The 26320-nt window shown below is 27.8% G+C and carries 21 protein-coding genes; 19 read left to right on the plus strand and 2 right to left on the minus strand.

The window, feature by feature from the left end; all coding sequences use genetic code 11:
- Positions 1-15: 15 nt before the first annotated feature.
- Entirely contained in the window at positions 16-234 is a 219-nt protein-coding gene (locus ACWJKS_RS01650; RefSeq protein ID WP_462960299.1) for a hypothetical protein, read from the minus strand.
- Between the two features lie 298 nt (positions 235-532).
- Here ACWJKS_RS01650 and ACWJKS_RS01655 point away from each other — a divergent pair, with 298 nt between their 5' ends.
- The 12 genes from ACWJKS_RS01655 (at position 533) to ACWJKS_RS01710 (ending at position 17364) form a co-directional block, all read left to right on the plus strand.
- Positions 533-2131 (plus strand): hypothetical protein, encoded by a 1599-nt coding sequence (locus ACWJKS_RS01655; RefSeq protein ID WP_462960300.1) that lies wholly within the window; start codon positions 533-535, stop codon positions 2129-2131.
- Between the two features lie 339 nt (positions 2132-2470).
- On the plus strand, positions 2471-3436 hold the full coding sequence (locus ACWJKS_RS01660; RefSeq protein WP_462960301.1) for a restriction endonuclease PLD domain-containing protein: 966 nt from the start codon (positions 2471-2473) through the stop codon (positions 3434-3436).
- Between the two features lie 433 nt (positions 3437-3869).
- Positions 3870-4181 (plus strand): hypothetical protein, encoded by a 312-nt coding sequence (locus tag ACWJKS_RS01665; protein ID WP_462960302.1) that lies wholly within the window; start codon positions 3870-3872, stop codon positions 4179-4181.
- A 98-nt stretch (positions 4182-4279) separates the two neighbouring features.
- On the plus strand, positions 4280-6502 hold the full coding sequence (locus ACWJKS_RS01670; RefSeq protein ID WP_462960303.1) for a hypothetical protein: 2223 nt from the start codon (positions 4280-4282) through the stop codon (positions 6500-6502).
- Between the two features lie 472 nt (positions 6503-6974).
- Positions 6975-7754 (plus strand): ABC transporter ATP-binding protein, encoded by a 780-nt coding sequence (locus ACWJKS_RS01675; protein ID WP_216302282.1) that lies wholly within the window; start codon positions 6975-6977, stop codon positions 7752-7754.
- Positions 7729-9675, plus strand: a complete 1947-nt coding sequence (locus tag ACWJKS_RS01680) for an FtsX-like permease family protein (protein ID WP_216302281.1) — start codon at positions 7729-7731, stop codon at positions 9673-9675. Before ACWJKS_RS01675 ends, ACWJKS_RS01680 begins: the two co-directional genes overlap by 26 nt.
- Before the next feature lie 318 nt (positions 9676-9993).
- Positions 9994-10665: a response regulator transcription factor gene (locus ACWJKS_RS01685; protein WP_462960304.1), complete on the plus strand. Its 672-nt coding sequence runs from the start codon at positions 9994-9996 to the stop codon at positions 10663-10665.
- The gene (locus ACWJKS_RS01690) at positions 10662-11681 is read left to right on the plus strand and encodes a sensor histidine kinase (protein WP_216302279.1); all 1020 of its coding nucleotides are present in this window, start codon (positions 10662-10664) and stop codon (positions 11679-11681) included. Before ACWJKS_RS01685 ends, ACWJKS_RS01690 begins: the two co-directional genes overlap by 4 nt.
- Positions 11682-12767: 1086 nt before the next feature.
- On the plus strand, positions 12768-13442 hold the full coding sequence (locus ACWJKS_RS01695) for a response regulator transcription factor (RefSeq protein ID WP_462958813.1): 675 nt from the start codon (positions 12768-12770) through the stop codon (positions 13440-13442).
- Between the two features lies 1 nt (position 13443).
- Entirely contained in the window at positions 13444-14460 is a 1017-nt protein-coding gene (locus ACWJKS_RS01700; RefSeq protein ID WP_462958812.1) for a sensor histidine kinase, read from the plus strand.
- 161 nt (positions 14461-14621) lie between these two features.
- Entirely contained in the window at positions 14622-15389 is a 768-nt protein-coding gene (locus tag ACWJKS_RS01705) for an ABC transporter ATP-binding protein (protein ID WP_462958811.1), read from the plus strand.
- Positions 15382-17364 carry an FtsX-like permease family protein gene (locus ACWJKS_RS01710; RefSeq protein WP_462958810.1) on the plus strand — a complete coding sequence of 661 codons (1983 nt, stop codon included), beginning with the start codon at positions 15382-15384 and terminating at the stop codon, positions 17362-17364. Before ACWJKS_RS01705 ends, ACWJKS_RS01710 begins: the two co-directional genes overlap by 8 nt.
- A gap of 115 nt (positions 17365-17479) precedes the next feature.
- Here ACWJKS_RS01710 and ACWJKS_RS01715 read toward each other — a convergent pair whose 3' ends face one another.
- Entirely contained in the window at positions 17480-18535 is a 1056-nt protein-coding gene (locus ACWJKS_RS01715) for a 3D domain-containing protein (protein WP_220287491.1), read from the minus strand.
- A 441-nt stretch (positions 18536-18976) separates the two neighbouring features.
- On the opposite strand from ACWJKS_RS01715, the gene ACWJKS_RS01720 reads away from it, so the two are divergent.
- From ACWJKS_RS01720 to ACWJKS_RS01750, 7 genes are all read left to right on the plus strand, one after another.
- Positions 18977-19660 (plus strand): response regulator transcription factor, encoded by a 684-nt coding sequence (locus tag ACWJKS_RS01720; RefSeq protein ID WP_220287489.1) that lies wholly within the window; start codon positions 18977-18979, stop codon positions 19658-19660.
- A gap of 105 nt (positions 19661-19765) precedes the next feature.
- Entirely contained in the window at positions 19766-20773 is a 1008-nt protein-coding gene (locus ACWJKS_RS01725; protein WP_462952627.1) for an ATP-binding protein, read from the plus strand.
- A gap of 225 nt (positions 20774-20998) precedes the next feature.
- Positions 20999-21682 (plus strand): helix-turn-helix domain-containing protein, encoded by a 684-nt coding sequence (locus tag ACWJKS_RS01730; RefSeq protein ID WP_258280590.1) that lies wholly within the window; start codon positions 20999-21001, stop codon positions 21680-21682.
- A complete protein-coding gene (locus ACWJKS_RS01735; protein WP_258280758.1) occupies positions 21676-22575 on the plus strand; it encodes an IS3 family transposase in 900 nt (299 codons plus the stop codon). Before ACWJKS_RS01730 ends, ACWJKS_RS01735 begins: the two co-directional genes overlap by 7 nt.
- Positions 22576-22607: 32 nt before the next feature.
- Positions 22608-23339 (plus strand): ABC transporter ATP-binding protein, encoded by a 732-nt coding sequence (locus ACWJKS_RS01740; protein WP_462961033.1) that lies wholly within the window; start codon positions 22608-22610, stop codon positions 23337-23339.
- A complete protein-coding gene (locus ACWJKS_RS01745) occupies positions 23326-25248 on the plus strand; it encodes an FtsX-like permease family protein (RefSeq protein ID WP_220287720.1) in 1923 nt (640 codons plus the stop codon). The genes ACWJKS_RS01740 and ACWJKS_RS01745 overlap by 14 nt, the downstream gene beginning before the upstream one ends.
- Positions 25241-26212: an alpha/beta fold hydrolase gene (locus ACWJKS_RS01750; protein ID WP_216302272.1), complete on the plus strand. Its 972-nt coding sequence runs from the start codon at positions 25241-25243 to the stop codon at positions 26210-26212. Before ACWJKS_RS01745 ends, ACWJKS_RS01750 begins: the two co-directional genes overlap by 8 nt.
- Positions 26213-26320: the final 108 nt, after the last annotated feature.

The raw sequence follows: 26320 nt of genomic DNA on the forward strand, positions 1-26320 counted from the left end.
TATGACTATTCTTACTTACTTAATTAAATTATATCCATCAGTTGTTTTTTCAGTTTTAACATAGGATAATATCTCATTAATTGATTCTTTTGATAAGGAATTAAAAATCTGTGCTGCATCAACATTATCTTTTAAATCATCTGCAAAAGTATCTTCATTTCTAAATTTATAATTATTGAAATTTTTCTGTATTGCATTTGCAATATCTTCTACTATTTTATTATTACTATTCATAATTGACCTCCTTTTATATAACATAATAAAAAACACTTAATCATTTTGATATTATACATTTTAAGTATACATAAATTACACTATATTATCAATATTTACATACTGAATTTAGTCATACTAAAAGTAAATTCAGGGAAAACATGAGGGAATGGCATAATATATTTAATTACATAATATGTTAATATGATTAATTATTTAAAATAATTGTGTAATAAGGCAAAATTAAATGATTCTAACAAGTTAAGTTGTGGCTAAAAGGTAATTATAGTAATGGCTGAGTGATGCAAGGAGGGAAAGTATGGTTAAAAGAATAGCTTTAGTAGGGCGTGCTAGAGTTGGGAAAAGTAGAATTAGTGCAGAATTTTGTAAATCTAAAAAATTAGTATTAAAATATTTTACTGGCTCAGGTAGTGATTGTACGTCAGTTAATTGTAGGTTTGTAATAAAGAAAGAGTTTGGTGAAGATGAGAAGGAATTTATAAGGTTTTATAGTCCAGGGTCTACTTTGAACGGTATGATTCATGATTTTGATGATGAAGGCATTCAGAAATTTTTAGAGAGCATTGAAAAAAATAATAAATATACTGCTAGTAGTGAAGCAAGCTATAAAAACTGTGAAAAAGAATTGAATCCTAAGGCGGATTATATTGAGATTGTAGCTAGACCAAGCGAGTGGGCATTGAAAATGGTAATGGAAGAAAACATCAGCAAACTAATTATTACTGATACCCCAGGTGTTTCAGGAGAGGTCGAAGGACTACAGAATATAAATGATGCAGATGTTTATTTATTTGTAATGCGACCTGAGAATAATAAGGAATTTGCGACATCTGTTAATAAAATGATTCCAATTGTAGCGGGTTCTAGTGTTATGTATATATATAATATGAGTTGGCAAATTGACGATGAATCGGATTATGAAGATATGCAAAATGATGCAAGTAAAGCAATGAAAGATTTTTTAAATACATTAACAAGAATAAGAAAAGATACAGCGGTTATAGATAGTTCAATAGAGGTATTAAATCCTGAAAGTAAAGTAATTTCAATGGGTACTTTTCATAATAGAAAGGAAAATTTGGCAGAGATTAAATTTAAAAAAATCTTAGCTAAAGCATTAAAAAGTAAGTTTAATAATAATGAGCTATATGAGTTAGAAGATACTATTATAGAAGCTCTTAGAGATACAAAGTATGATAAAGAAGCATTAATTCAATATATAAAAGAGGTTGTAAACCAATATATAATTGATTATTCCTCTAAAAGTAGTGGTAATTATGTTCATACTTTTTTGTCTCAAAACCATGATAGAGTTAAATTTAATGATAATGAAGTAACGTTAACAGTGGTAAACAGTAATAGACAGGAACTTTTAGAAAATCTGTATGACTCATACAAAAACCTTGCTGTTAATAACAACAATATTTATAAAATAGCTAAAATAGTACAAGAAACAATAATTAAGTATTGTTATAAGAAAATCACTATAGCAGTTAAAAATGACTGTGCTATGTCTAGGGGGAACCATCCATTTGAATCTCAGCCACCTATAACAATGTGGGCAGAGGAGGCTATGATCGCAGATGATATTATAAAAAACAATGGAACTGTTAATTCAAATACTTATTGTAGTATAATGATGCAAAAAGGTTACCAATCTAAATCATGGCGCTATGTGTCAGTATCTCCAAAACCATATATTGGAAATCAAGAATATTGTAATAGAAAATTGGAGGTAATTAGTAAATGTAAGTTAAATTCATTACCTTCTCGAAATCTGAAAGGGGCCATTTATAATTCATACAATTTAGCTTTGTTTAAATTAGGACAATATTCAATATTTGATTTTGTTATAAGGTGTATAAAGTCAAATGATGATGCTATTAACTGGATATAGAAATTAGACTAACTACATGAAGTTTAGTACTGTAAAATATTTTAGAGGTTATATAGACCACATTGAAGTAACATTCAATATGGTCTTTACTATGTTAAAGGAATATAAAATCTAAGAAATTAATTATTCAGTAAAGAAGTTTATTCTCTCTATTTAAGAAGTATTAACGCAGGCATTATTATGATATAGCATATAGGATTTGATGTCGTGAAAGGTAGCTTTAACGACATTAGTTAATAAAGCAGTTTACTTACAGTGATATTAAATATTAAAGACCACGTACTGAGCATCACATATTATGAATATAATTTAAATAATATAAAAATATGAGGTGAAATTATGGGTCTACAATTTCTGTTAAGAAAATATCCATTCTCTAGTCCATTTAGATTAGCTCTATGCGATTTAATGAGATTTAAGGGAGATACATTAATATTATCCACTGGATATGCTAGTGGCTCGATTTTTAATTCTTTCAACAAGGGTGTTTTTGTTGATGCATTAGAGAAAGGATTTTATAAACAAACCGACCCTAAAATAATCGTTGTAGGAGGAATGTTTGATAATTATGATAGAGAACTGGAATTTAAAAATTTTTTAACACAATTAAAGAAAGAATTTAATAATACAAAGTTTTATAGAGTTATTGGCGATAAGTGGCATGGAAAAATTTCTATGAAAGTAAATGAGGAAAAACCGATTGCAGGGATAATAGGCAGCAGTAATTTATCAGGAGCTGCATTCGGAACAAGTCTGTTATATAGAAATATGCTAAACTTTAGTTTTAACAACAATGAAGCAGACATTTATTTATGGGATGGAAATAACTTATCTATTAAGGGAGATCATTATGTTGGAATACAAGAGGTAAAGTATAATGCTAACTGTTTAGTAGAAAAAAGAAAAATATGTGTAGATGGACTAATTAAAGAACTTATCTCGCTAAGGGGTGGAAAAAGTGAAGAGGAAAGAGAAGAATACTTTTCATCTCCGATAGATGTAACTAAGGTAAAGAAAACATTAAGTGAAATATACTATCCCATAATAAGAGAAAAATACAAAGGCATTTTGGATGGATGGCAACGTAAGCAAGCAATTAATAAAGAAGAATCAATTTTAACAAATTATACTTATAACATATTTTTGTGTGATAAATTTAAGGAAGATTCTAACCATAATAATAGGTCATTAAAGAATGTTATTAATGCACAAATTCGAGATAATGACGTAGTTAATGTTTTAGATGGAATATATGGAGATTTAATAGATTTTATAGATATATGTACATATGAGGAAACAATTTAAATATTATATATTTCTTGCTAAGATAATAGCTATATTAATGATTTGTTAAACACAATATTTAGATACACTTTACACTTTGTTCAGAGGCTTTGTAAAAGAGAGAAATAGGCTAGAGTAAAAAGTTCATTCAGAATTATGTTGATAAGGTTGTTGTTTATAAAGACCACGTTGAAGTAACATTCAATGTGGTCTTTACTATTTTAAAGGACTATGAGGCATATAAGATTAAGTCATCATTAAAGAAGACCACTCTTTTTAAGCGGTATAGAAATATTGCGTAGATAATTATAATATTAAGCTTTCATAATACTGATGAGGGCGAATAAAATGAAGTGAATTAAGAAATATACAATTTGCTAATCAAATAATGAAAAATAAAGTAAAAATATGAAAAAAATGATATAATAGTAAATAATATAAAGGGGGAGTGGAAATGCATGATAGATTTGTGGAAGCCATTATTAATAAGAAATTAGTTTTATTAAAATTTAACTCTAATGAGAAAGGCATAATAACAAGAACGTGCGTCCCGTTTGATTTTGGACCAAGTAGAAAGTACAAGGATGGTCAAAATAGGTATCATTTTTATGATTTAGATAGTCCATCCAGTAATCATACTTTATCAATCTTACCAGCTCAGATAGTTAATATTGAAATATTAGACAAATCTTTTGTTCCTAGTGATTATGTTACTTGGAGTCCAATAAAGTGGTTTTTAAAGAGAGACTGGGGTGAATGTTCATAAACTAATAATAAAAATTATTATTTACATTGAAACAACTTTAAGATTTATCACATTTTATGTATAGAAATTAAGCTATTATTATTTTATAGAGGTGAGGTATGAATAATTTAGAAGTTAATATTGAAAATTGTTATGGAATAAAAAAGCTTAAGTATAATTTTCATTTTAGTAAAGGAAGAGGCTTTAATATATATGCTCCAAATGGTTCAATGAAAACATCTTTTGCTAAAACAATGAAAAGTATACAAGATTCAACTAATCCTAAAGATTTAATATATACAGAAAGAGTAACTAAGTTAAAGGTTAAAAAAGATGGAATAAGTTTATTAGCAGATGATATTATGGTAATAGATTCATATGATGAAAATTATTATCCGAAGAAGTTATCAACGCTTATGGCGAATAAGAATCTAAAGAGTGAATATGATAGCATACATAAAGAATTAGAGGATAAAAAGAACTATATTATTAAAAAAGTATCTAACATGTGTGGTATTAGAAATATAGATGAAATAGAAAAAGAAATAATAAATTCATTAAAATTTAATGATGAAAATTTTTTCGAGTGCATAGAATATATAGCTGATAATAATCAATGGGATTCAACATATAGTGATATTAAATTTAAGACTATTTTTAATAATAACGTTATTGAATTTTTATTAAGCGAGGATGCACAAAAGTTTATAACTGAATATATACAAAAATATAATGAATTATTAGAAAAGTCCAAGTATTTTAAAAAAGGAGTATTTAACCATAATAATGCTAATAATATAGGCAAAAGTCTAGCAGATAATGGCTTTTTTAAAGCCAAAAATAGTGTAGTTGTAAGCGGAGAAGAAATAAAGAGCAAAAATCAATTAGATAAGATGATTGAGAGAGAAAAAGAACAAATTTTCAATAATGGCGATTTGATTATGAGATTCGAGAAAATTGATGCTGCATTAAATAAAAATAATAATTTGAGAGAGTTTAGGGAGTTAATAGAAAAAAATCAAGATATAATATCTGATTTAAAAGATATAGACAGACTTAAACAAAAATTTTGGATTAGTTATATAAGTGAAAATGAGGAAGAAGTAAAAGAAGTGGTGAGCATATATAAGAAATCCAAAGAAAAAATTAAGAAGATTATTGAAAAAGCGAAAAATGAAAAATCATTATGGCAAGATGTTGTTAATTTATTTAATGTCAGATTTGATGTACCCTTTAGTGTAAAAATAATAAATCAGCAAGATGTTATTTTAAAAGATGAAGAAACTGCAGTATTAAGCTTTAGTTACAAGGATAAAAATGAAGAAAGAAATGTAGATAAAAGTATTTTATTGAAGGTATTGAGTAATGGAGAAAAAAGAGCATTGTACATATTAAATATTATTTTTGAGATTAAAGCCTTAGTTAGTGAAAAAAAGAAAGCACTGTTAATAGTTGATGACATTGCAGACTCATTTGATTATAAAAATAAGTATGCAATTATAGAGTATCTAAATGACATGCTGAAAGAAAATGATTTTTATATGATAATTTTAACACATAATTTTGATTTTTATAGAACTGTAGGGAGTAGACTTTCTGGAATGATTCCTAGGAAAAATTGTTTAATGACAACTAAAGATGATGATGAAGTGAAACTTATTCCAGGAGAATATATAAAAGATATATTTAGTAAATGGAAAGATAAAGTTAAGTCAGATGATAAAATCTTAATTGCAGCAATCCCATTTGTAAGAAATCTAAGTGAATATTTAGAAGGAGATCAATCAGATAACTATTTAAAGTTAACTAATTTATTACATTTAAAAGAGAATACTAATAATATAACAGTTGGTGATTTGGAAAAAATATATGTGGATATATGGAGAACTGATGGTAATTTACAAAATAAGCAGAGGAAAATCGTAGATGTTTTAGATTTACAAGTAGAAGAAATAGTGAAAAACACATTAGAAAAAGTTAGTTTAGAGAATAAAATAATTCTTTCTATGAAAATTAGGTTACTTGCAGAAGATTATATGATAAATGTATTAAAAATTAACGTAGATGATTCTGGTCATTCACAAGCTGGTAATCTGTTTAAAGAGGTAAAGATCTATAGGAAACAAGGTAAAATAACTGAAGATGTATTTGCTATATTAGAAGAAGTAAATTTAATGACCCCAGAAAATATTCATATTAACTCATTTATGTATGAGCCTATATTAGATTTATCAGAAGGACATTTAAAGAGATTATATAATAATATGTATAGGTTGCTTAAAAATTCTAATGATGTTGTTTCAAAGGTTGCAGCAGGTGTAGAAGATAAAAAAGAGAATTAAATATTTAAAATTGATATAAATGGTGGATTTTGGAGAGTGTGCTTCGCCTCCACCAGTAAAACCCACAACTAATTAATAAATTAGTTGTGGGTTTTCTTATGCCCTAATTTAGTTGGATTAGTATAATGAAGTGTGAATTCGAAAAAGAAGACAAAAACTTAAATAAATTATGTTTCCATATACAGACCATGTGGAGACGGAGGTGAAGATAGTAAAGAAATAAGCTAATATCAAAGGCTTTGAAGGTTTTAAAGTAAATATTGAAGTGTGTTTTATGTGTCCTCAGACTTAAAGTGTCCGAAAAAATTTTTTTGCGGTTTTTTATCATTGAAATAATCAAACTTATGTTAACATAACAAAAATGTAATGTTAATGAAATATACATCGATGGCTGCTGCAAATAAAATTATATATAATAAGTACATCAGATGGAGTTAGAACAATTAAATTTAAAATAAAGGGAGGGTTATAAATGAAAAATATATTAAGTGTAGAAAAAATTGAAAAGTATTATGGAAATAAAGATAATGTAACAAAGGCTATAGACAGTATCAGTTTTAAGGTAGATGAGGGTGAGTTTGTTGGGATAATGGGACCTTCAGGAAGTGGTAAAACAACATTGCTTAATTGTATATCAACTATTGATAATGTCACTACAGGGAAAATAATAATAAATAATAGTGATATTACTAGGTTGAAATCAAAAGCATTAGATAAGTTTAGACAAAATGAGTTAGGTTTTATATTTCAAGATTTTAACCTACTAGATACCCTTACTGCTTATGAAAATATAGCTTTAGCATTAACAATAAAAGGTGAGAAAAGTTCAGAAATAGATGGGAAAATAAAATCAGTAGCAAAATATTTAGACATTGAACCAGAACTAAATAAATATCCTTATCAAATGTCAGGTGGACAAAAGCAAAGAGTTGCTTCTGCAAGAGCAATAGTAACAGATCCATCCTTAGTACTTGCTGATGAACCAACAGGGGCGCTGGATTCTAAAACAGCTAGATTATTACTTGAAAAATTAGAAAGTCTAAACAAAGATTTAAAGACCACAATACTTATGGTTACCCATGATGCTTTTACTGCAAGCTATGCTCATAGAATTCTTTTTATTAAAGATGGAAAAATTTTTAGTGAGGTAGTAAGAGGTAAGGATACTAGAAAAGAATTCTTTAATAAAATTATAGAAGTTATAACTCTACTTGGAGGTGATGATAATGTATTCCAAAATAGCTGTAGGTAATGTAAAGAAGAGTTTTAAGGACTATGCTATATATTTCTTAACACTAACTTTAGCAGTTTGTATATTTTATAGCTTCAACTCAATTGGGTCACAAAAGGCACTTATACAAATGAAATCTGTATCTAAATTAATGAAAATTATGTCTTATGTTTCAGTATTTATATCTATAATATTAGGTAGTTTAATATTATATGCAAATAATTTCTTGATAAAAAAACGTAAAAAAGAATTAGGAATATACATGACTTTAGGTATGGGAAAAAGAAAAATATCTATAATATTAGTAATGGAGACTTTTCTAGTTGGAGTTATATCTTTAATTAGTGGACTTATACTAGGAATTGGAGCATCACAAGGATTAGCCACCTTTGCATTAAAGTTATTTAATGTACCGATTAATGAATATAAGTTTACAGTTTCAACAGGTGCAATAGGTAAAACTGTATTATACTTTGGAATAATGTTTTTACTTGTTATGATATTTAATGTATTTGTTATATCTAAATACAAGATAATCGATTTATTAACAGCAGGTAAAAGAAATCAAGATATTAAATCCAAAAATTCTAGTATATATTTAATAGCATTTATTTTATGCGTAGTATCACTTGGATTTGCATATAAATCGATACTAAAAATAGGTTTAAATGTACTAGACCCTATGGTCTTAATATCAATAGCTTTTGGAATATTAGGTACAGTGTTATTTTTCTTTAGCTTATCTGGACTTATATTATATGTGGTAAAGAAAAATAAAAAGGTTTATTTTAAAGGGTTAAATATATTTGTAGTAAAACAGATAAATAGTAAAGTTAATACAAACTTCATATCAATGTCTTTAATATGCTTAATGTTATTCTTCACAATAGTAAGTTTATCTATGGGAATAGGATTTAAAACAGTTATGGATGCAGGAATTAAAAAGTCAACGCCCTTTGATGCCAGCATATCAGTAAAAAAAATGAATGGAGACTACAATATAGAAGATGTTCTAAATAAATTTAATTTGAAAATAAGTAAAAATGAAAAATCCGTAGCTCATAATGAATATCTTACAGGTATGAAAGCTAGTGAGTTTTTAACAACAGGAGATTTTAAAGAAGACTATGTAGTTTTTGTTAAAATATCTGATTATAATAAAATTTTAAAATTTAAGAATGAAAAAGAAGTAAATTTAACTAAGGATGAAGTTTTAATTTTATCAAATACTAATAAGTTTATGAAGCCAATAAATAAAAAAATAAAAAATAATAATAATAAAATTAATATAAAAGGTAAAGAATACCTAATAAAAAACCCTAAAGCTATAGAAGAAAATCTTCAAACTGCTTATTTTACAAGTAGTTTTTTCACAATAGTTATAAATGATGAGTTTTTATCAGGTTACAAAATTAGTAACTCAGTAATTAATGTAAATTATTTAGATAAGAATAGAGAAAAATATAATAAAAAATATCAAAAACGCGAGGACTATGGTAAAGGTGGTTTTATACTCGGTATCTCAAAGGATGCGGTTCATTCAGAAGGTATGGTATCAACAAGTGTATTGATATTTGTCGTAATATATTTAGGTATTGTATTTTTAATAACTAGCATGGCAGTACTCGCTCTTCAACAATTATCAGAAGCTAGTGACAGTATAGAAAGATATAAAGCTTTAAGGAGACTTGGTGCAAACAAAAAAATGATAGATAAAACAATTTTTGTTCAAACATTGATATATTTTAGTCTTCCAGTTAGTCTTGCATTAATTCATTCAGTGGTTGGAATTAAAGTAACTAGCGATTTAATAAATAGCTTACAAGAAACAAATATTAACTCTTCAGCATTAGTAGCAGCTTTAATATTTATTGTAATTTATGCAGGATACTTCTATACAACATATGTAGGATATAAAAATATTGTTAGGAATAACCTATAAAGGGATTTTACAAAAAATGTTAATATTCAGCAACGAAGCTGATTAATAAGGAGCGTGATTATTATTAAAGTTTAATTATTAAAGTTTAAAAATAAAGTAAGTAATAAATTAAAGAGGTATTTGCTGAAAAGTAAGTACCTCTTTAAGGAGCTCTCAAAATGGCCACAAGCTAACGGGTGAAAGTCCCGATTAAGAGTGGATAGAGCTGAATATGTACTTTAATATTTAAGATATATAGGAAGTCTTATATTTTATAAAATTTGGAATATGTTATAATATTAGGGTACAGAATAAAATAAGCAGGAGGTAAGAGTACATATGGAAAAAATTATTATTATTGAAGATGATGAAGTTATAAGAGAAGAATTACAAAATTTTCTAAAAAGATATGGATACGAAGTAAAAGCTCCTATGAATTTTAATAATATAATACAATATGTTGAAAATGAGAATGCAGAACTTATATTGTTAGATATTAATCTTCCAGTGTTTGATGGTTATTATATATGTAGAGAAATACGAAAAACCTCAGGGGTTCCAATTATAATAGTTACAAGTAGAGATAGTGACTTAGATGAATTAATGAGTATGAATTTAGGAGCAGATGATTTTATAACAAAGCCTTATAATATAGAAATATTATTAGCAAGGATAACTAATATTTTAAGAAGAACAGGTGGAAGTTCAAAAACTAATAATATATTAAGCTATAAAGATTTTAATTTAAATCTTTTAAATGCAACGATTATTTATAAGGATAAATGCTTGGAATTAACGAAAAATGAGGTTAAGATATTCTCTTACTTAATAAACAATAAGGGAGATATAGTAAAACGAGATTCGCTTATGGAATATCTATGGAAATCAGATTATTTTGTAGATGATAGTACCTTAACTGTTAATATTAATAGATTAAGAAAAAAACTTGAAGAGATAGGCATAGAAAATCCAATAGAAACAAGAAGAGGGTTAGGGTATATAATACCATGAGTATAGGTGAATTTATTAAAGAGAAAATGCTAGTAATAATATCTAACATGCTGCTATTTATTATATTAGCAACTATAATGATTATTATTAATGTTAATTTTGTTATAATTTTATATGTTTTTTGTATTTGGTTTTTGCCATTAATTTCTTATATGGCTTTAGAGTTTATAAAATTTAAAAATTATTATGATGAAATTAATAACATATTAGAAAATTTAGATAAGAAATATCTACTTCCAGTGGTAATAAAAGAAGCGAAATTTATACAAGCGAAAAAGTTAAATTCTATACTTAAAGAGATAAGCCGCGATATGCACGAAAATGTAAAATATTACAAGGGTATACAGGCGGAATATAGAGAATACATAGAGACATGGGTACATGAAATTAAAACACCAATAGCTTCTACAAAGCTAATAATTGAAAATAATCAAGATGAAGTAACTAATAAAATAGACTTCCAGATAAATAGAATTGAGGGTTTTATAGAACAGGTGCTTTATTATTCTCGAAGCGATGATGTTAGTAAAGACTATATTATAAAACAAATTAATCTTGATAATGTAGTAAGGAATGTAGTTAAAGGAAATTATAGAGATTTTATTCATAAGAAAATAAAATTAGATATAAAAGATATAAATGAAATTGTATATAGTGATAAGAAATGGACTGAATTTATTATTAATCAGATAATAGGAAACTCTATAAAGTACTCAAGTAGTAAAGAGCCCATAATAAGTATATATTCAATTAAGAAAGCTAATTCAGTAATGTTAACCATAGAGGATAATGGGGTAGGTATAATAGATAAAGATATAAATAGAGTGTTTGAAAAAGGATTTACTGGTGAAAACGGAAGAAAATTTAGTAAAAGTACAGGAATGGGATTGTATTTATGTGAAAAACTATGTTCAAAACTGGGCTTAAAAATTACTATTGATTCTGAGGAGAATAAACGAACTAAAGTTACATTAATATTTCCTTTGTCTAGTATGGCAAATTCTACATATGACTAAGGATAAATTATTAAAATCTATAAGAGTTCATGTTTCTAAAATAGGGGGCTAATCCCGTTATTTTTGTATCTTTTTATCAAAACACACTCAAGGGGAGTATGCGTTTACATAAAATGGATTTATTAAAGCTGATGTTGAGTTAAGAATAGAATTATAAATAATTTTTTAATTTATGAATAACCTAGATTTAAAGTATTAAATATTAGCTTCAAATATATATTATAGTCATGATGACTCTTACCTTAAAAATATGGTAAGAGTATTTTTATTCTAAGGGAGGTAGCAACGATGTTAGAAGTTGGTTATTTGAATGAAAAGGAAGGCTTAAAGTTGTGCCACAGGAGGTCCAAGAAACAATTCAAGGCATATTGAATATTCTAGACATAAAATACGGATTGGATAGATAGAAATACATAGATAATGGTCATAGTGGTAGAGGGAGAAGAGGACTTATAAAACTAAACATATAAAAAAATAAGGTCCATTAATTTTTAGAATTCATTCAATAACAAGCTCGGTCAAACTTATATAGCAAAGAGTTCAGATATTTAGGAAGAATGGCGATAAAATGAAAGATAAAAGAAGAGAGAATTGTCATTTATGTGGTTGTTTTTTTTCTGTTCACTGCAAAACCTCAAATAACTATAAATAGGATAGCAACTCTTTAATACGTATTAGTTTTAGTTTTTCCTATTATATATTTTCTATTATATTTATTTTTATTTACCTCTAAATTATATAAGTCTATGTCAAAAAATATATCTAAATTATTTAAGGCATTTTACCAAAAGGAAGATTATAAAAATCATTTTGGGTTAGGTCTTTATATAGCACACAAAATTATCAATAATTATAATGGTGGATTTTAAAGGGCGTGCTTCGCCTCTACCATACATATTCACAACCGCCTGTAGGTGGCTTAAATAGCTGCCTACAGGCGGTTATATTTTTTGATGGGTGAGGGTAGCTCCATCAATTATATATTTGTGAAAAATTACATGTGACACTTTGGAAAAACTTGACTGAAATGCATATGACATTTAGTATAGTAAATACATGGATAAATAATGGCAAAGGGTGATGAATATGTATAAAATATTAATTGTAGAAGATGACCCAACTATATCAAGTATATTAAAGAATCAATTGTGCAAATGGGGTTACGAGGCAGAAATTATTTCTGATTTTAATAATGTTATAGATGAATTTATAAAATATGATCCGCAGCTGGTGATTTTGGATATTACATTGCCTTTTTATAATGGATTTCACTGGTGCATGGAAATTAGGAAAATATCAAGGATTCCAATAATTTTTGCGTCTTCCGCCAGTGATAATATGAATTTGATTATGGCTATTAATATGGGCGCTGATGATTTTATTGCTAAGCCTTTTGATCTAAATGTAATAGTTGCAAAGATACAGGCCTTACTCAGGAGGACTTATTCTTTTCAAGGACAAGTAAACATTTTAGAAAGTGATGGAGCTGTTCTTAATTTAGGAGAGCTGACTCTTACCTATAAGAATGATAAGCTGGATTTAAGTAAAAATGAGTTCAAGATATTACAGATTCTTTTAGAAAACAAAAACAAGGTTGTTTCCCGTGATGATATTATGAGGAAGCTGTGGGAAAGTGATAGTTTTATTGATGATAATACTTTAACGGTTAATGTCACTAGATTTCGAAAAAGGCTGGAGGATATAGGGCTTAAGGATTTTATTAAGACAAAAAAAGGCATAGGATATATAGTGGGTGATTAAGATGAAAAAAAATTATCTTTGGACTATCGCAATTTCCTATTGCAAGGATAAAATAAAAACAATTATTAAATTTTTTATTTTTATAATGATATTTTTCATGGTATATTTTTTATATCATCTTCCATTAGAGCCTATTTTATATGCAACCTTACTATCAGCTACATTAGCTTTTTTATTTAACCTTTATGATTTTAGTGTATATTATGATAAGCATATGATTCTTCAAGATATTCTCAGTGGGATACAATTTAAACTGGATAAGCTACCAAAGGCTAAGACATTAATAGAAGAAGACTACCAGAGTATTATTACAACTATATATAAGGGGAAATCAGAAGTATTATATAACACTGACAATAAATTAAGTGAGATGGTTGATTATTATACAATGTGGGCACATCAAATAAAGACCCCTATTGCTGCTTTTTCTATGATTATTCAGTCTATGCAGTCAGGTATAGAAAAAAAACTTATGGAGCAGGAGCTATTTAAAATTGAACAATATGTAGAGATGGTGTTGCATTATATAAGGCTAGAGAATTTGTCCTCTGACTTAAAATTAGAGATATATTCATTACATGACATTATTCGTCAAACCGTGAAGAAATATGCGGCTACTTTCATATATAAGAAGATTTCACTAAACTTTAAGGAGTTTGATTGCAAGGTAATAACTGATGAAAAATGGATTACCTTTGTGCTAGAACAAATTTTATCTAATGCATTAAAGTATACAAAAAGCGGCAGCATTTCGATTTATATAGAGGGGGATTTAGAGAAAACCTTAATAATTGAGGATACTGGCATAGGTATAGCAACTGAAGATATTCCAAGAGTTTTTGAAAGAGGTTTTACAGGGTATAATGGCAGAATGGACAAAAAATCAACAGGAATAGGATTATATTTATGTAAGGAAATTATTACAAAACTGTCTCATAAAATATTTATGACCTCAGAAATAGGAAAAGGAACAAAGGTAGCTATTGATTTTTATACAGATAAAATAAATATAGACTAGCCTTACACAGAGGGGTAAAGAGTAACCTTACATAAATGTAAGGTTAAATAAGGAAGTGTAAGCTTAAGTTAAGGCAGAGCATTCCTTTTTTTTATATAATTAATTTGTAGTTAGGAAATAACATAAATCAATTTCCGAAAGTAAAAATTGGAGGGGTCAACATGGTATTAGTAGAAGTTAAAAATTTAAAGAAGATATATTCAACAAGATTTGGGGGTAATAAGGTTCAAGCTTTAGATGATGTTTCATTTTCAGTAGAAGCTGGTGAATATATAGCTATTATGGGAGAATCAGGATCAGGTAAAACTACATTGCTTAATATATTGGCATCACTTGATAAACCTACAAGTGGAGAAGTTTTATTAGAAGGAAAAAATATTGTTAACATAAAGGAAAGTGAAATATCTGCCTTCCGTAGAAATCATTTAGGTTATGTGTTTCAAGATTTTAATTTACTTGATACATTCTCTATAAAGGATAATATATTCCTTCCACTAGTGTTATCAGGAAAAGACTATAAAGAAATGGATAGCAGACTACAACCAATTGTAAATAAGCTAGGAATCAAAGATATATTAGAAAAATATCCCTATGAAATATCAGGAGGACAAAAGCAAAGGGCAGCAATAACCAGAGCTATTATTACAAATCCAAAATTAGTTCTTGCAGATGAGCCAACGGGTTCATTAGATTCAAAGTCCGCAGGTGAGATTCTGAAATTATTCTCAGCTATAAATAAATCTGGTCAAACTATTCTTATGGTTACACATAGTACAATAGCTGCAAGCCATGCTAGTCGTGTACTTTTTATAAAGGACGGAAAGCTCTTTAATCAAATTTATCGTGGAGATATGAGTAATGATGAAATGTATCAAAAGATTTCAAATACACTAACTCTGTTAACTACAGGAGGCAGTGAAAATGAATAGTTCCTTTTATTTAAAATTTGCTAAGACTAATTTAAAGAAAAATAGCAAAACTTATTTGCCATACATATTAGCTTGTATAAGTGCAATTATCATGTTCTACACCATGGATTGTATAGTATTAAACGAAGGATTAGATAAGATGAAACGGCCAGAAACATTAAAAATGATTCTGAAATTTGCAGTTAAGGTCATTGCTATATTTTCTACAGTATTTCTATTTTATACTAATAGTTTCTTAATAAAGAGAAGAAAGAAGGAAATAGGGCTTTATAATGTGCTTGGAATGGAAAAAAAGCATATTGCCAAGGTTCTTTCTATTGAAACCGTAATAGTAGCTGCTATTAGCTTAGTTTTAGGTATTTTAGGTGGAATTATAGTTGGAAAATTAATGTTTTTAATATTAATAAATTTAATGAAACTGGATATTACTATTTCATCTTCATTTTCAATATCAGTGCCAGCAATAATACAAACTATAGGATTGTTTAGTATGGTTTTTGCAGCTATTTTAATAGTAAATCTTCTACAAGTTAAGCTTACCAATCCTATTGAATTACTAAAAGGTGGTCAAAAGGGCGAAAAAGAGCCAAAGACATCTTGGGTATTAGCTATTTCTGGGATTATTGAATTAGCTGTTGGGTATGGTCTTGCCATTAATTTAGAATCACCATTAGAAGCATTTTATATATTTTTTATAGCAGTAATTTTAGTCATTGCTGGAACCTATAGTACTTTTATAGCTGGAAGCATAGCATTTTTGAAGATATTAAAGAAAAATAAGAAATTTTTCTACAAAACAAAGAATTTTGTTTCAGTATCTGGAATGATTTATCGTTTGAAGCAAAATGCTGTAGGTCTGGCTAATATTTGCATTTTAAGTACAGCGGTATTACTAACAATATCAACAACTGTTGCTTTATATGCGGGTCAAGAAAGCAGCTTAAAAATTGCTTATCCATTAGATGTAGCAATATCTATAGGAAATACATCAGCAAAAGAAAAGGACAAAGTAGCAAATATGATAAAAGAAGAAGCCAATAAGAGTCATGTAACACTAAAAAACCAAATAGAATTTTACGATAAAGAATTAATGACAGTACAAAATGAAAATTCATTCAAAATTGCTAAATCAGATGTATCGGCTATGAGTGATATAAAAAGTATACATCTTAATACTTTAGAGGATTATAACAAAATGGAAGGCAAAGCTGCATCTTTAAAAGATAATGAGGTACTCATCTTTTCAGTTGGGAAGGAATTTAATTATGATTCTATTGTTATAAGTGGTAAAAAGTTTAAAGTGAAAGAGCATCTTAATAAAATAAAGATAGCGAATAAAAATAAAAATAACATGATAGATGAATATAGAATTATAGTTAAGGATATGAATACATTAAAGGATACCTCTGAAGAAAAAAATGTTACAGGATGTGTATTTACTAATGATCGTATTAAATTTGATGTCGATGGTAATAAAGAGGATACTATAAAATTTTGTGATTCATTAAAAAGCCATATAACTGCTATGAAAGATAGTGATTTTGCAAGTATTTATACAGCTAGAGAAGATTTTTATATAGATAATGGTGGGTTCATATTTATTGGATGTTTTTTAGGACTATTATTTACAATGGGAATAGTTTTAATAATTTACTATAAGCAAATGTCTGAAGGGTATGATGATAGGGAAAGATTTAAAATCATGCAAAAGGTAGGTATGAGCAAGAAAGAGGTTAAAAATACTATAAACAAGCAAATACTTATGGTGTTTTTCCTTCCACTAGCAGTAGCAGCACTCCACATTGCCGTTGCTTTCAACGTTGTATCCAAACTATTATCTTTGTTTGGTCTATTTAGTACTAGTGCATTAATATTTGCAATAGCTGGCACAGTTGTAATCTTTGCAGTGTTATACGCTGTAGTTTATGGATTGACAGCTAAGACTTACTATAATATTGTTCAGCAAGAAAATTAGGAAAATTAAAAAACCACACCCCTATAGAATATAGGAATGTGGCTTAGAAATAACTCGTTTTTTAGAGTAATGTCTAATTAAGTGGGCTCAATTAAAACAATTTACACCCTCTTTATTAGTCATTTATTATACGGATGTTTACATTTCTTCGGCCCCAATTAAGTGCTTCAGCTTCTGTATTAAAAAATACATCGATGATATTACCTTTAATAGCGGAACCAGTATCTGATGCAATAGCATATCCGTAGCCTTCTATATAAACCTTAGAGCCCGTTGGTATAACTGTAGGGTCCACAGCTATAGTGCTGTATCCATTTGGATTTCTGCTTGTCCTAGAACCTGATGCTGTAAAACCATCCGTTGAATATGCGGTCGATTCTATAATGAAGTAGTTATTTGATTTTGATGCATCACTAGGGATAGCATCAGATTTAGAGGGTGCACTTTTAGCAGAATCTAAGTGTCTAGATATAGTAATGGAATTTGTTGCTGCTTGCTTTTTTATTATTTTTGCAGCGGCTAATTCTTTTATTCTCGCATCAGCTAATTCTTTTGCATTTTTGTCAGCGATTAATTTAGTTTCTTTTTTAGTTACGTTGCTAATAAGCACCTTGTGTTCTTTTATGTCTTTACTTAATTTTGTTAGAATAATTTCATTATTTGTTTTTAGCACTGATAATTTATCATTTTCATTATTTAAAGTGGCTTTATGTTTTATTATAGAATTTCTTTGTTTTTTTATTTCATCAATGAGTTTTCTGTCATGCTTTATTATCCTTTCAAGTGTATCTACCCTTGATATAACATCACTAAAACTAGTTGAATCTAGAATTACCTTAAGATAACCATCTGAACCATTTATATACATAGCTCTTGCTCTTTTTTCAAACAAGGCTTCTTGATCGATAGCGTTTTTTTCTACAATTTCTAATTTAGTTTGCGTTTTTCTTATATCTTGAGCGATGTCATTCATTTTAGCTTTGTTAATGTCAATTTTATTTAATACTTTATCAATTTCAATGTCAAAATTATTTGCTTTTATCTGTAAAGCTTTTTTGCTGCTTTGAACTTGTTCTAATTCAGATGTTTCATTAGTACTTGGCGCAGCAAAAGTATTGACATTGATAGTTATTGTTAGCATCATAACAACAGATATTATTTTTTTTTTCATACATGAACCTCCTTAAAATAGCTATAAATATTAATAATATTTTTTATTATATTATAATGTTGTAAAGAATTATGTTGCAAAGTGAATATGGTTAAAAAAAGGCTAATTAATACCTCTTTTAAATTTTAGGCTATGTTAGACAATAATATATATAAAATTGACACCATTCTATATGGTTATCAATATAGAAAATTACACAACCACAATTAGGACAAACTATTCCTACAATTTATTATACAATTATTTCTAATCTTTATGCAAACTTTTTACTTATATCATTCACTTCTTCCAATGGACAGTGATATAGTTGTCGGGGGCTTTTATATTTCAAGAGATAACTATCTTTTGTTTTTGGGAGGAAAGATGGTATAATAACAATAGCTCAAGAACAAAATTGTATAATAGACAAAGGAATAAATTAGGATGGGTTAGGGCGTTGAAATGAATAATACATATAAATTATTGATAATTGAAGATGATAAAAACATGTGTGAAGTGTTAAATAATATTCTAAGTAAATGGGGATTTGAAGTAACCGTATGTGAAGATTTTGAAAAAATAATAGAGTGCTTTAAAGAATGTGAACCTAAGGTGGTTCTTATGGATATTAACCTTCCAATTTGTGATGGCTTTTATTGGTGTAAAAATATAAGAGAAATATCTAAAACACCAATCATATTTGTATCTTCAAGGGATAGTAATATGGATATAGTAATGGCAATTAATAGTGGTGGAGATGATTATATTCAAAAACCTTTTGATTCAAATGTGTTAATTGCAAAACTACAAGCTATTATAAGAAGGACATATGAGTATAAAAATGAAGAAACAAGAGTATTAAAATGTGATGATTTATTATTAAATTTAGACAACACAACTCTTTTATATAATGGAAATTCCTTAGAACTTACAAAAAATGAAATAATCATTTTGCATTCTCTCATAGAGAATAAGGGAAAAGGAGTTTCTAGAAGTAAACTAATGAAAAAGCTTTGGGATGATGATATATATGTTAATGAGAATACTTTAACTGTTAATATTAATAGATTAAGAAACCGCATAGAGCAAATTGGAATAAAAGATTTAATAATAACACAAAAAGGCATTGGATATATAATATTATGATATTAAGTCAACTGTTTGGATGAAAATTCTAGATGGTTGACTTTTTCTTAAGATACAAGAAAGATATAGTTATTTATATGAAGGATAAAAAGGGGGAAGTGATAGATGAAGATAATTGATTATATGAAGATTAATAAAATATGGTTAATAAGCAATACAATAATTTTTATAATAATTAATTGTATATTATATAGCAGTAGTACTATAAATAAGAGTTTTCAAGATATTATGTACATGGATATACTTATTTTATTAACAGTATTTATAGCTTTTACTTATGGATTTATAAAAGAAAAAAATAAATACAGTAATATTTTAAAGTGTAATGAGGAATTAGATAATAAAATAAATGATTTTCATTTAAATGTATTTTCAAATATATTAAAAAAACAAAGTCTAGAACATCTAAAAAAGGAAGAAAGTTTAAAAAACAATATAAATGATTTTGAGGATTATATTACAAGATGGGTTCATGATATTAAAATTAATATTGCTGTTGCTTACCTATTATTAGAAGACTTGGAAGAGGATGAGTCGCAAAAGGTAATATTTGAAATAAAACAAATGGAGTTTAGTGTAAATCAAGTGCTATATGTTACAAGGGCAAATAATTATAATTTAGATGTAAAAAGTGAGCAAGTAGCAGTAGGAGATGAAATTAGAAAGGCAATAAAAGAGAATGCAGGATTTTTCATAAACAAAAACATTGAAATAATATTAGAGGTTGAAGGGTTTAATATAATAAGTGATAGAAAATGGATTCACTATATCCTTTCTCAAATTATTAATAATAGTAGTAAGTATACTAATGAAAATGGACAATTACATATTTTCAGTAAAGAGGATAGCAAGGCTTATTATTTACATATTAAAGATAATGGGATTGGTATTCCTAGAGAAGATATAAAAAGAATATTTAATAAAGGATTCACTGGGAAAAATGGAAGGTCAAGAACTAAATCAACTGGTATTGGTTTATATTATACAAAAAAAATGTGTAATAATTTAAATATAGATTTGAAGGTAGAAAGTGAAGAGGCAGAGTACACTGAATTTATTCTAAGTTTTTACAAGTTAGCAGATTACTACAATGTTACACCAATGTCACATTAGAACCTAATTTGTAACCTTGATAGGTGGAGGAGTAGTCAGTTATAAATTATACTATAGATACGAGGTGATAATATGAATAAAATTGTAGCAGTATCAAAGTTAATTAAAGAATATGGAAGGTTAACTAATAAACATAAAGTATTAAAGGAAGTAGATTGATATGCTCCCCTTATGGTAGACAGTTAAAATAATAAAACTGTTTACTATAAGGAGGGCTATTTTTTTATGGGAAGAAAATCAACTATATCAGACCAACAAAAAATTAAGGCTGTAACATCATATTTAAATGGAAAAGCTAGTATGTTAAGTTTATGCAACAAACTTCAAGTACATAAGAGTTCTTTTCAAAAATGGGTAATACGATATAAATCAGAAGGTGAAGCTGGGTTAAAACATTCTAGCAAAAATACTTCTTATACTGCCAAAATCAAGATTAACATTGTAAAAGAATATCTTGATGGGCATGGCTCACTGAATGATTTATGCATTAAGTATCATATTTCGTCAAATACAGTTTTATGCAATTGGATAAAGAAGTATAATGGTCATGAAAACATAAAATCTTCTGGAACAGGAGGAAAAATAATCATGACCAAAGGACGCAAAACTTCTTATATTGAACGCATTGAAATCATAAAGTACTGTATTGAAAACAATAACAGTTATAATAAAACTGTTGAAAAATATAAGGTATCTTATCCTCAGATTTATACCTGGATGAAGAAGTATAATCAGTTTGGTATTGAAGGGCTTTTGGACCGACGTGGAAAGCCAAAGGCTGAAGAGTTAATGACAGAAGATGAAAAGCTAAAAGCTCAATACAAGCTTTTAGAAGCACAAAATAGAAGATTACGGATGGAGAATGCTCTTCTAAAAAAAATCCAAGAGATAGAAAGAAGGCGATATTAAGCGAAGCTAGATACGAAGATACTTATCTTGCAATCCAAGAATTATCTAACAAAGATAAATTTCCTATAACTGAGTTGTGCATTATAGGCGGCGTTAGCCATTCTGCATATTATAAATGGCTACACAGAGAAAAAAGTAACCGAGTATTGAAAAACGAAGAATTATTAAAGCTTATTTGTGAGTTATATGAGGAAAAAGACGGTATCTTAGGCTATCGCCAGATGACGATTAAAATCCGTAGAGAATATAATAAAAAAGTTAATTATAAACGAATTTATCGTCTGATGCAGATATTAGGATTAAAATCCGTATGCAGAAAAAAAAGATATAATTATATTAAGTCAACTCCTGAAGTTACTGCAGAAAATATTTTGGATAGAAATTTTAAAGCAGAACAAGTCAATAAAAAATGGCTTACAGATGTAACCGAGTTTAAATATGGGAGAAGTGGACAAAAGGCTTATCTAAGTGCAATATTTGATTTAGGTGATAGAAGTATTGTTTCATATGTCATTGGTCATTCTAATAATAACCAATTGGTTTATCAAACCTTTAATCTTGCTGTTAAAGTATACCCTGATGCTAAACCAATATTTCATAGTGACCGAGGTTTCCAGTATACTTCAAAAATATTTAAAGAAAAACTAAAAAAAGCTGGAATGATACAGAGCATGTCGAGGGTTGGGCATTGTATTGATAATGGTCCAATGGAAGGATTTTGGGGAATCTTAAAAACAGAAATGTATTATCTTCATAAATTTGAAGACTATGAAAGCTTAAAGAAATCGATTGAAGACTATATAGAATATTATAATAATAGACGTTATCAAAAACGTTTAAAGTGCATGACACCAATGGAATATCAGCGATATCTATTAGGTAATGCAGCATAAATAAAGCGCCTACCAAATGATAGACGCCTTACATAAAATCTTTAATTATTTCCACTGTCTACTTGACAGGGGGCAGTTCAGATTTACAAATTAATGAAGGTGAATTTATTAGTATAATGGGACCTTCAGGTTCAGGAAAAACTACCTTTTTAAATGTCATGTCAACGATAGACAAAGCAACTTCAGGAGAGGTTTTAATTGATGGTAAAGATGTTAACAGTCTAAAAGAAAATGAATTAGCTAGGTTTAGGAGAGACGTAATAGGTTTTGTTTTTCAAGATTTTAATTTGTTAGATAATATGACAATAAGAGATAATATTGCATTGCCATTAACACTAAACAATGAAAAGGTAGAGATAATATTAGAAAAGATTAATAAACTAACAAAGCTCTTAGGCATAGAAAAGCATCTGGATAAATATCCTTATCAATTATCAGGGGGCCAAAAGCAAAGAGCAGCAATTTGTAGAGCATTAATTACATCTCCAAAGGTGATTTTTGCAGATGAACCAACGGGTGCAATAGATTCTAAATCAGCTATAGAAGTTCTTGAATGCTTCGTAAATATAAATAAAAGTTGTAATACTACGATTATAATGGTAACTCATGATCCTAGGGCTTCAAGCTATTCAGATAGAGTGATGTTTTTGAAGGATGGAAGTATAAGTGGTGAATTAGATAGCAATGGAGATAAAAGTGAGATGTTTAAAAAGATTCTTAATATGATAGCTATGATGGGAGGAGTTAGTGATGAACTCATTTAAACTATCATTGATGCTTTTTAAGGATAACATAAAGGTATATAAACTTTATTTACTTATTACAATTGTATCTGTTGCAACTTTCTATAACTTTTTAGCAATAGGAGACAATGAGGCATTTATCGAAATTAGTGAAAGATTTCAGGCAGCAAGTGTAGCAAGTCTTTCATGTGGATTTATTTTAGTATGTACAGTAGTATATTTTATATTTAATGCAGATAAATTTTTCTTGTTAAATAGGCAAAAGGAGACTGCCTTATATATGTTAATGGGAATTACCCAATCAAAAATTGGACAAGTATTTGCAATAGAAAGTTTATTACTTGGAGCTACATCTATATGTAGTGGACTTATATTTGGAGTAATCTTATCTAAACTATTTTTTATGCTACTCGCAAAATCCATATTTTTAAATGTAGAAATACCTTTCAAAATTTCATTAAATGCTGTCTTTATAGTAATCTTAGTATTCTCATGTATTTTTGCAATATTAGGTTATAAAAAATATAGAGTAGTAAAGAAAAGTAAACTCATAGATATGATTAATGCTACAAAGGAAAAAGAAGAACTACCAAAGTTAAGATATTTTAAGGGTATCTTAGGGGTTCTATTAATTTTAGCTGGTTACTTAGTTGGCGTTATGATTAAAAGATGGGAGCTAGATTTGCTGTTTTCATCTATGACAGCGCTATTATGTGTTTCAATAGGTACATACTTTTTCTTTGGAAGTTTCATGTCCATAGTCTTTAATAAGATGATAAAAAATAAAACCATGGTATATAAGAATGTTATGTTAGTAAGTATTTCTAATATGTACTTTAGACTAAAGGGGAATTATCGTAATCTAGCTATGACAGCAATGTTATGTGCAGCAGCTATAACAGCCTTTGGAGTAAGCTTATCCTTTGAGAAAGTTGCACAAAAAGAAGCTATTAAGCAATCTCCATATAGTTTTAGCTATGAAAGTAATGATGAAAAATCAAAAGAAAAAGTAGTGGGAATAATTAATGAATCTAATCACGAGTTAATTGGAATTAATGAAAATAAATTTATTTTAGGAAAGATTGATTATATAAACTATCATAGAAAAGTAGATTATAAAAATGAAGCAATAATAATAAGCTATTCAACATTAAAAAAGAACTTAGAGTTTCTAAATTATAAAGTAACAGATAACATTAAGCCTAAGGGATGCGAGGCTGTTTTTATAATAAGTGCAACAACATTAGCATCTCCATTAAATGTTCTGAAAGAAGAAATTAAAATAAAAAATAGAGAGTATGTAATTAAAAAACAAGAAGATGCACCCTTTACTGGGATTATAGACAAATTAGGAACAAAAAATATATATATTTTAGAAGATGATGAATATGAAAAGGTTAAGGAAGGCTTTAATGAAACATCTTTAAATTGCGTTCAAATAAGTAAAGAGAAAGAGGCAGATCAATTAATATCCAATATAAGGGAAGTTATGCCAAAGGAGAAGGTATATCCACATATTAACGAATACACATGGGATTATTATGCAATAGAAATATTTCATTTTTTAGGGCTAATAATGTCTATAATATTTATACTTTCAACCTTTAGTACAATTTATTTTAAAATATTAAAGGATGCCTTCATGGATAAAGAGCAGTACAAAACACTGAAGAAAATAGGCATGAGTAAAGCGGAAGTAAAGAAATCTGTGCATGTACAAGTTGGAATTTCATTTATTTTACCTGGTAGTGTAGGAATACTGCATAGTATTATTGCAATTAAGATGTTAGAACAAATAATGAATTTTTCGTTTAATACTCAGTTAATAATTGCGCTATGCTTATATTCAATAACAATGATTTTATTCTATTTTTTCATAAGTAATGATTATGTGAAGATGGTCTATGAGGAAGGCGATAATAATGATTAAAAAGATACTAAAGATATTAAAAAACATTCTTATTGTCATATTAGCGTTATTAATAATTATATCTATAGTAGGTCAAGTTCGAAAATATCTAGAAAAAGACGATGTTAATCCTTTAGGTACATTAGTTGAGGTTGATGGTAAAAAAATGCACGTATATTCTGAGGGTGAAGGAAAGAAAACAATTGTTTTAATGCCAGGTTTAGGAAGTATTGCACCTTCAATTGATTTTAAACCTTTAATTAAAGAGTTTAAAAAAGACTTTAAAGTAGTGGTTGTAGAACCTTTTGGTTATGGATTTAGTGAAGAAACTTCAAAGGAACGTAGCGTAGAAAATATTGTTGCTGAAACCAGAACGGCATTGAAAGAGGCCAATATAGATGGACCATATATACTTATGCCTCACTCTATATCAGGGATATATGCTCAGTATTATGCAGAAGTTTATCCAAAAGAAGTTGAAGCAATAGTTATGATGGATACAACATTAGTTAAGGCATGTCTAGAAGAAGCGGATAAAATTGATTTACCCATGGGTAAAAAGCTATATATGGAAGCTACTGTAGGAAATTTTTTAGGTATTGATAGGATATATTATAATAATATTTACAAAGATGAAGCTTGTTTTTCAGAAGAGGATAAAAATGATTTAGTAAAAATGGGAGTTCAAAATACATTTAACAAAACTATAAAAAATGAAATTAATATGATATTAAAGAATTGTGGAACAGTGAATAAAACTAAAATGTCAAAGGAGTTGCCAATACTTAAATTTATTGCAATTAGATCTATGAAAGATATACCTAATGATAAATATACAAATATAATGAATAAAAATTTAGATGAATTTAAGGAGTATAATAAATTTAGTTATTCTGATCTAGAAGGAAGACATTATATTTTCTATACGAAATCAAAAGAAATTGGGAAAGAAACTCGAGGGTTTTTAGGCAAATATGATAATTAATATTATTAAAAAGAAAGGCGGAGTAGTGGATTTTAAAGGGACCAATAGAACTATAAATTATTAAATTTAATTCTCCAACCAATATTAGAAGTGATGAAGGAGTATATG

This window comes from Clostridium sp. CM038, assembly GCF_055081105.1.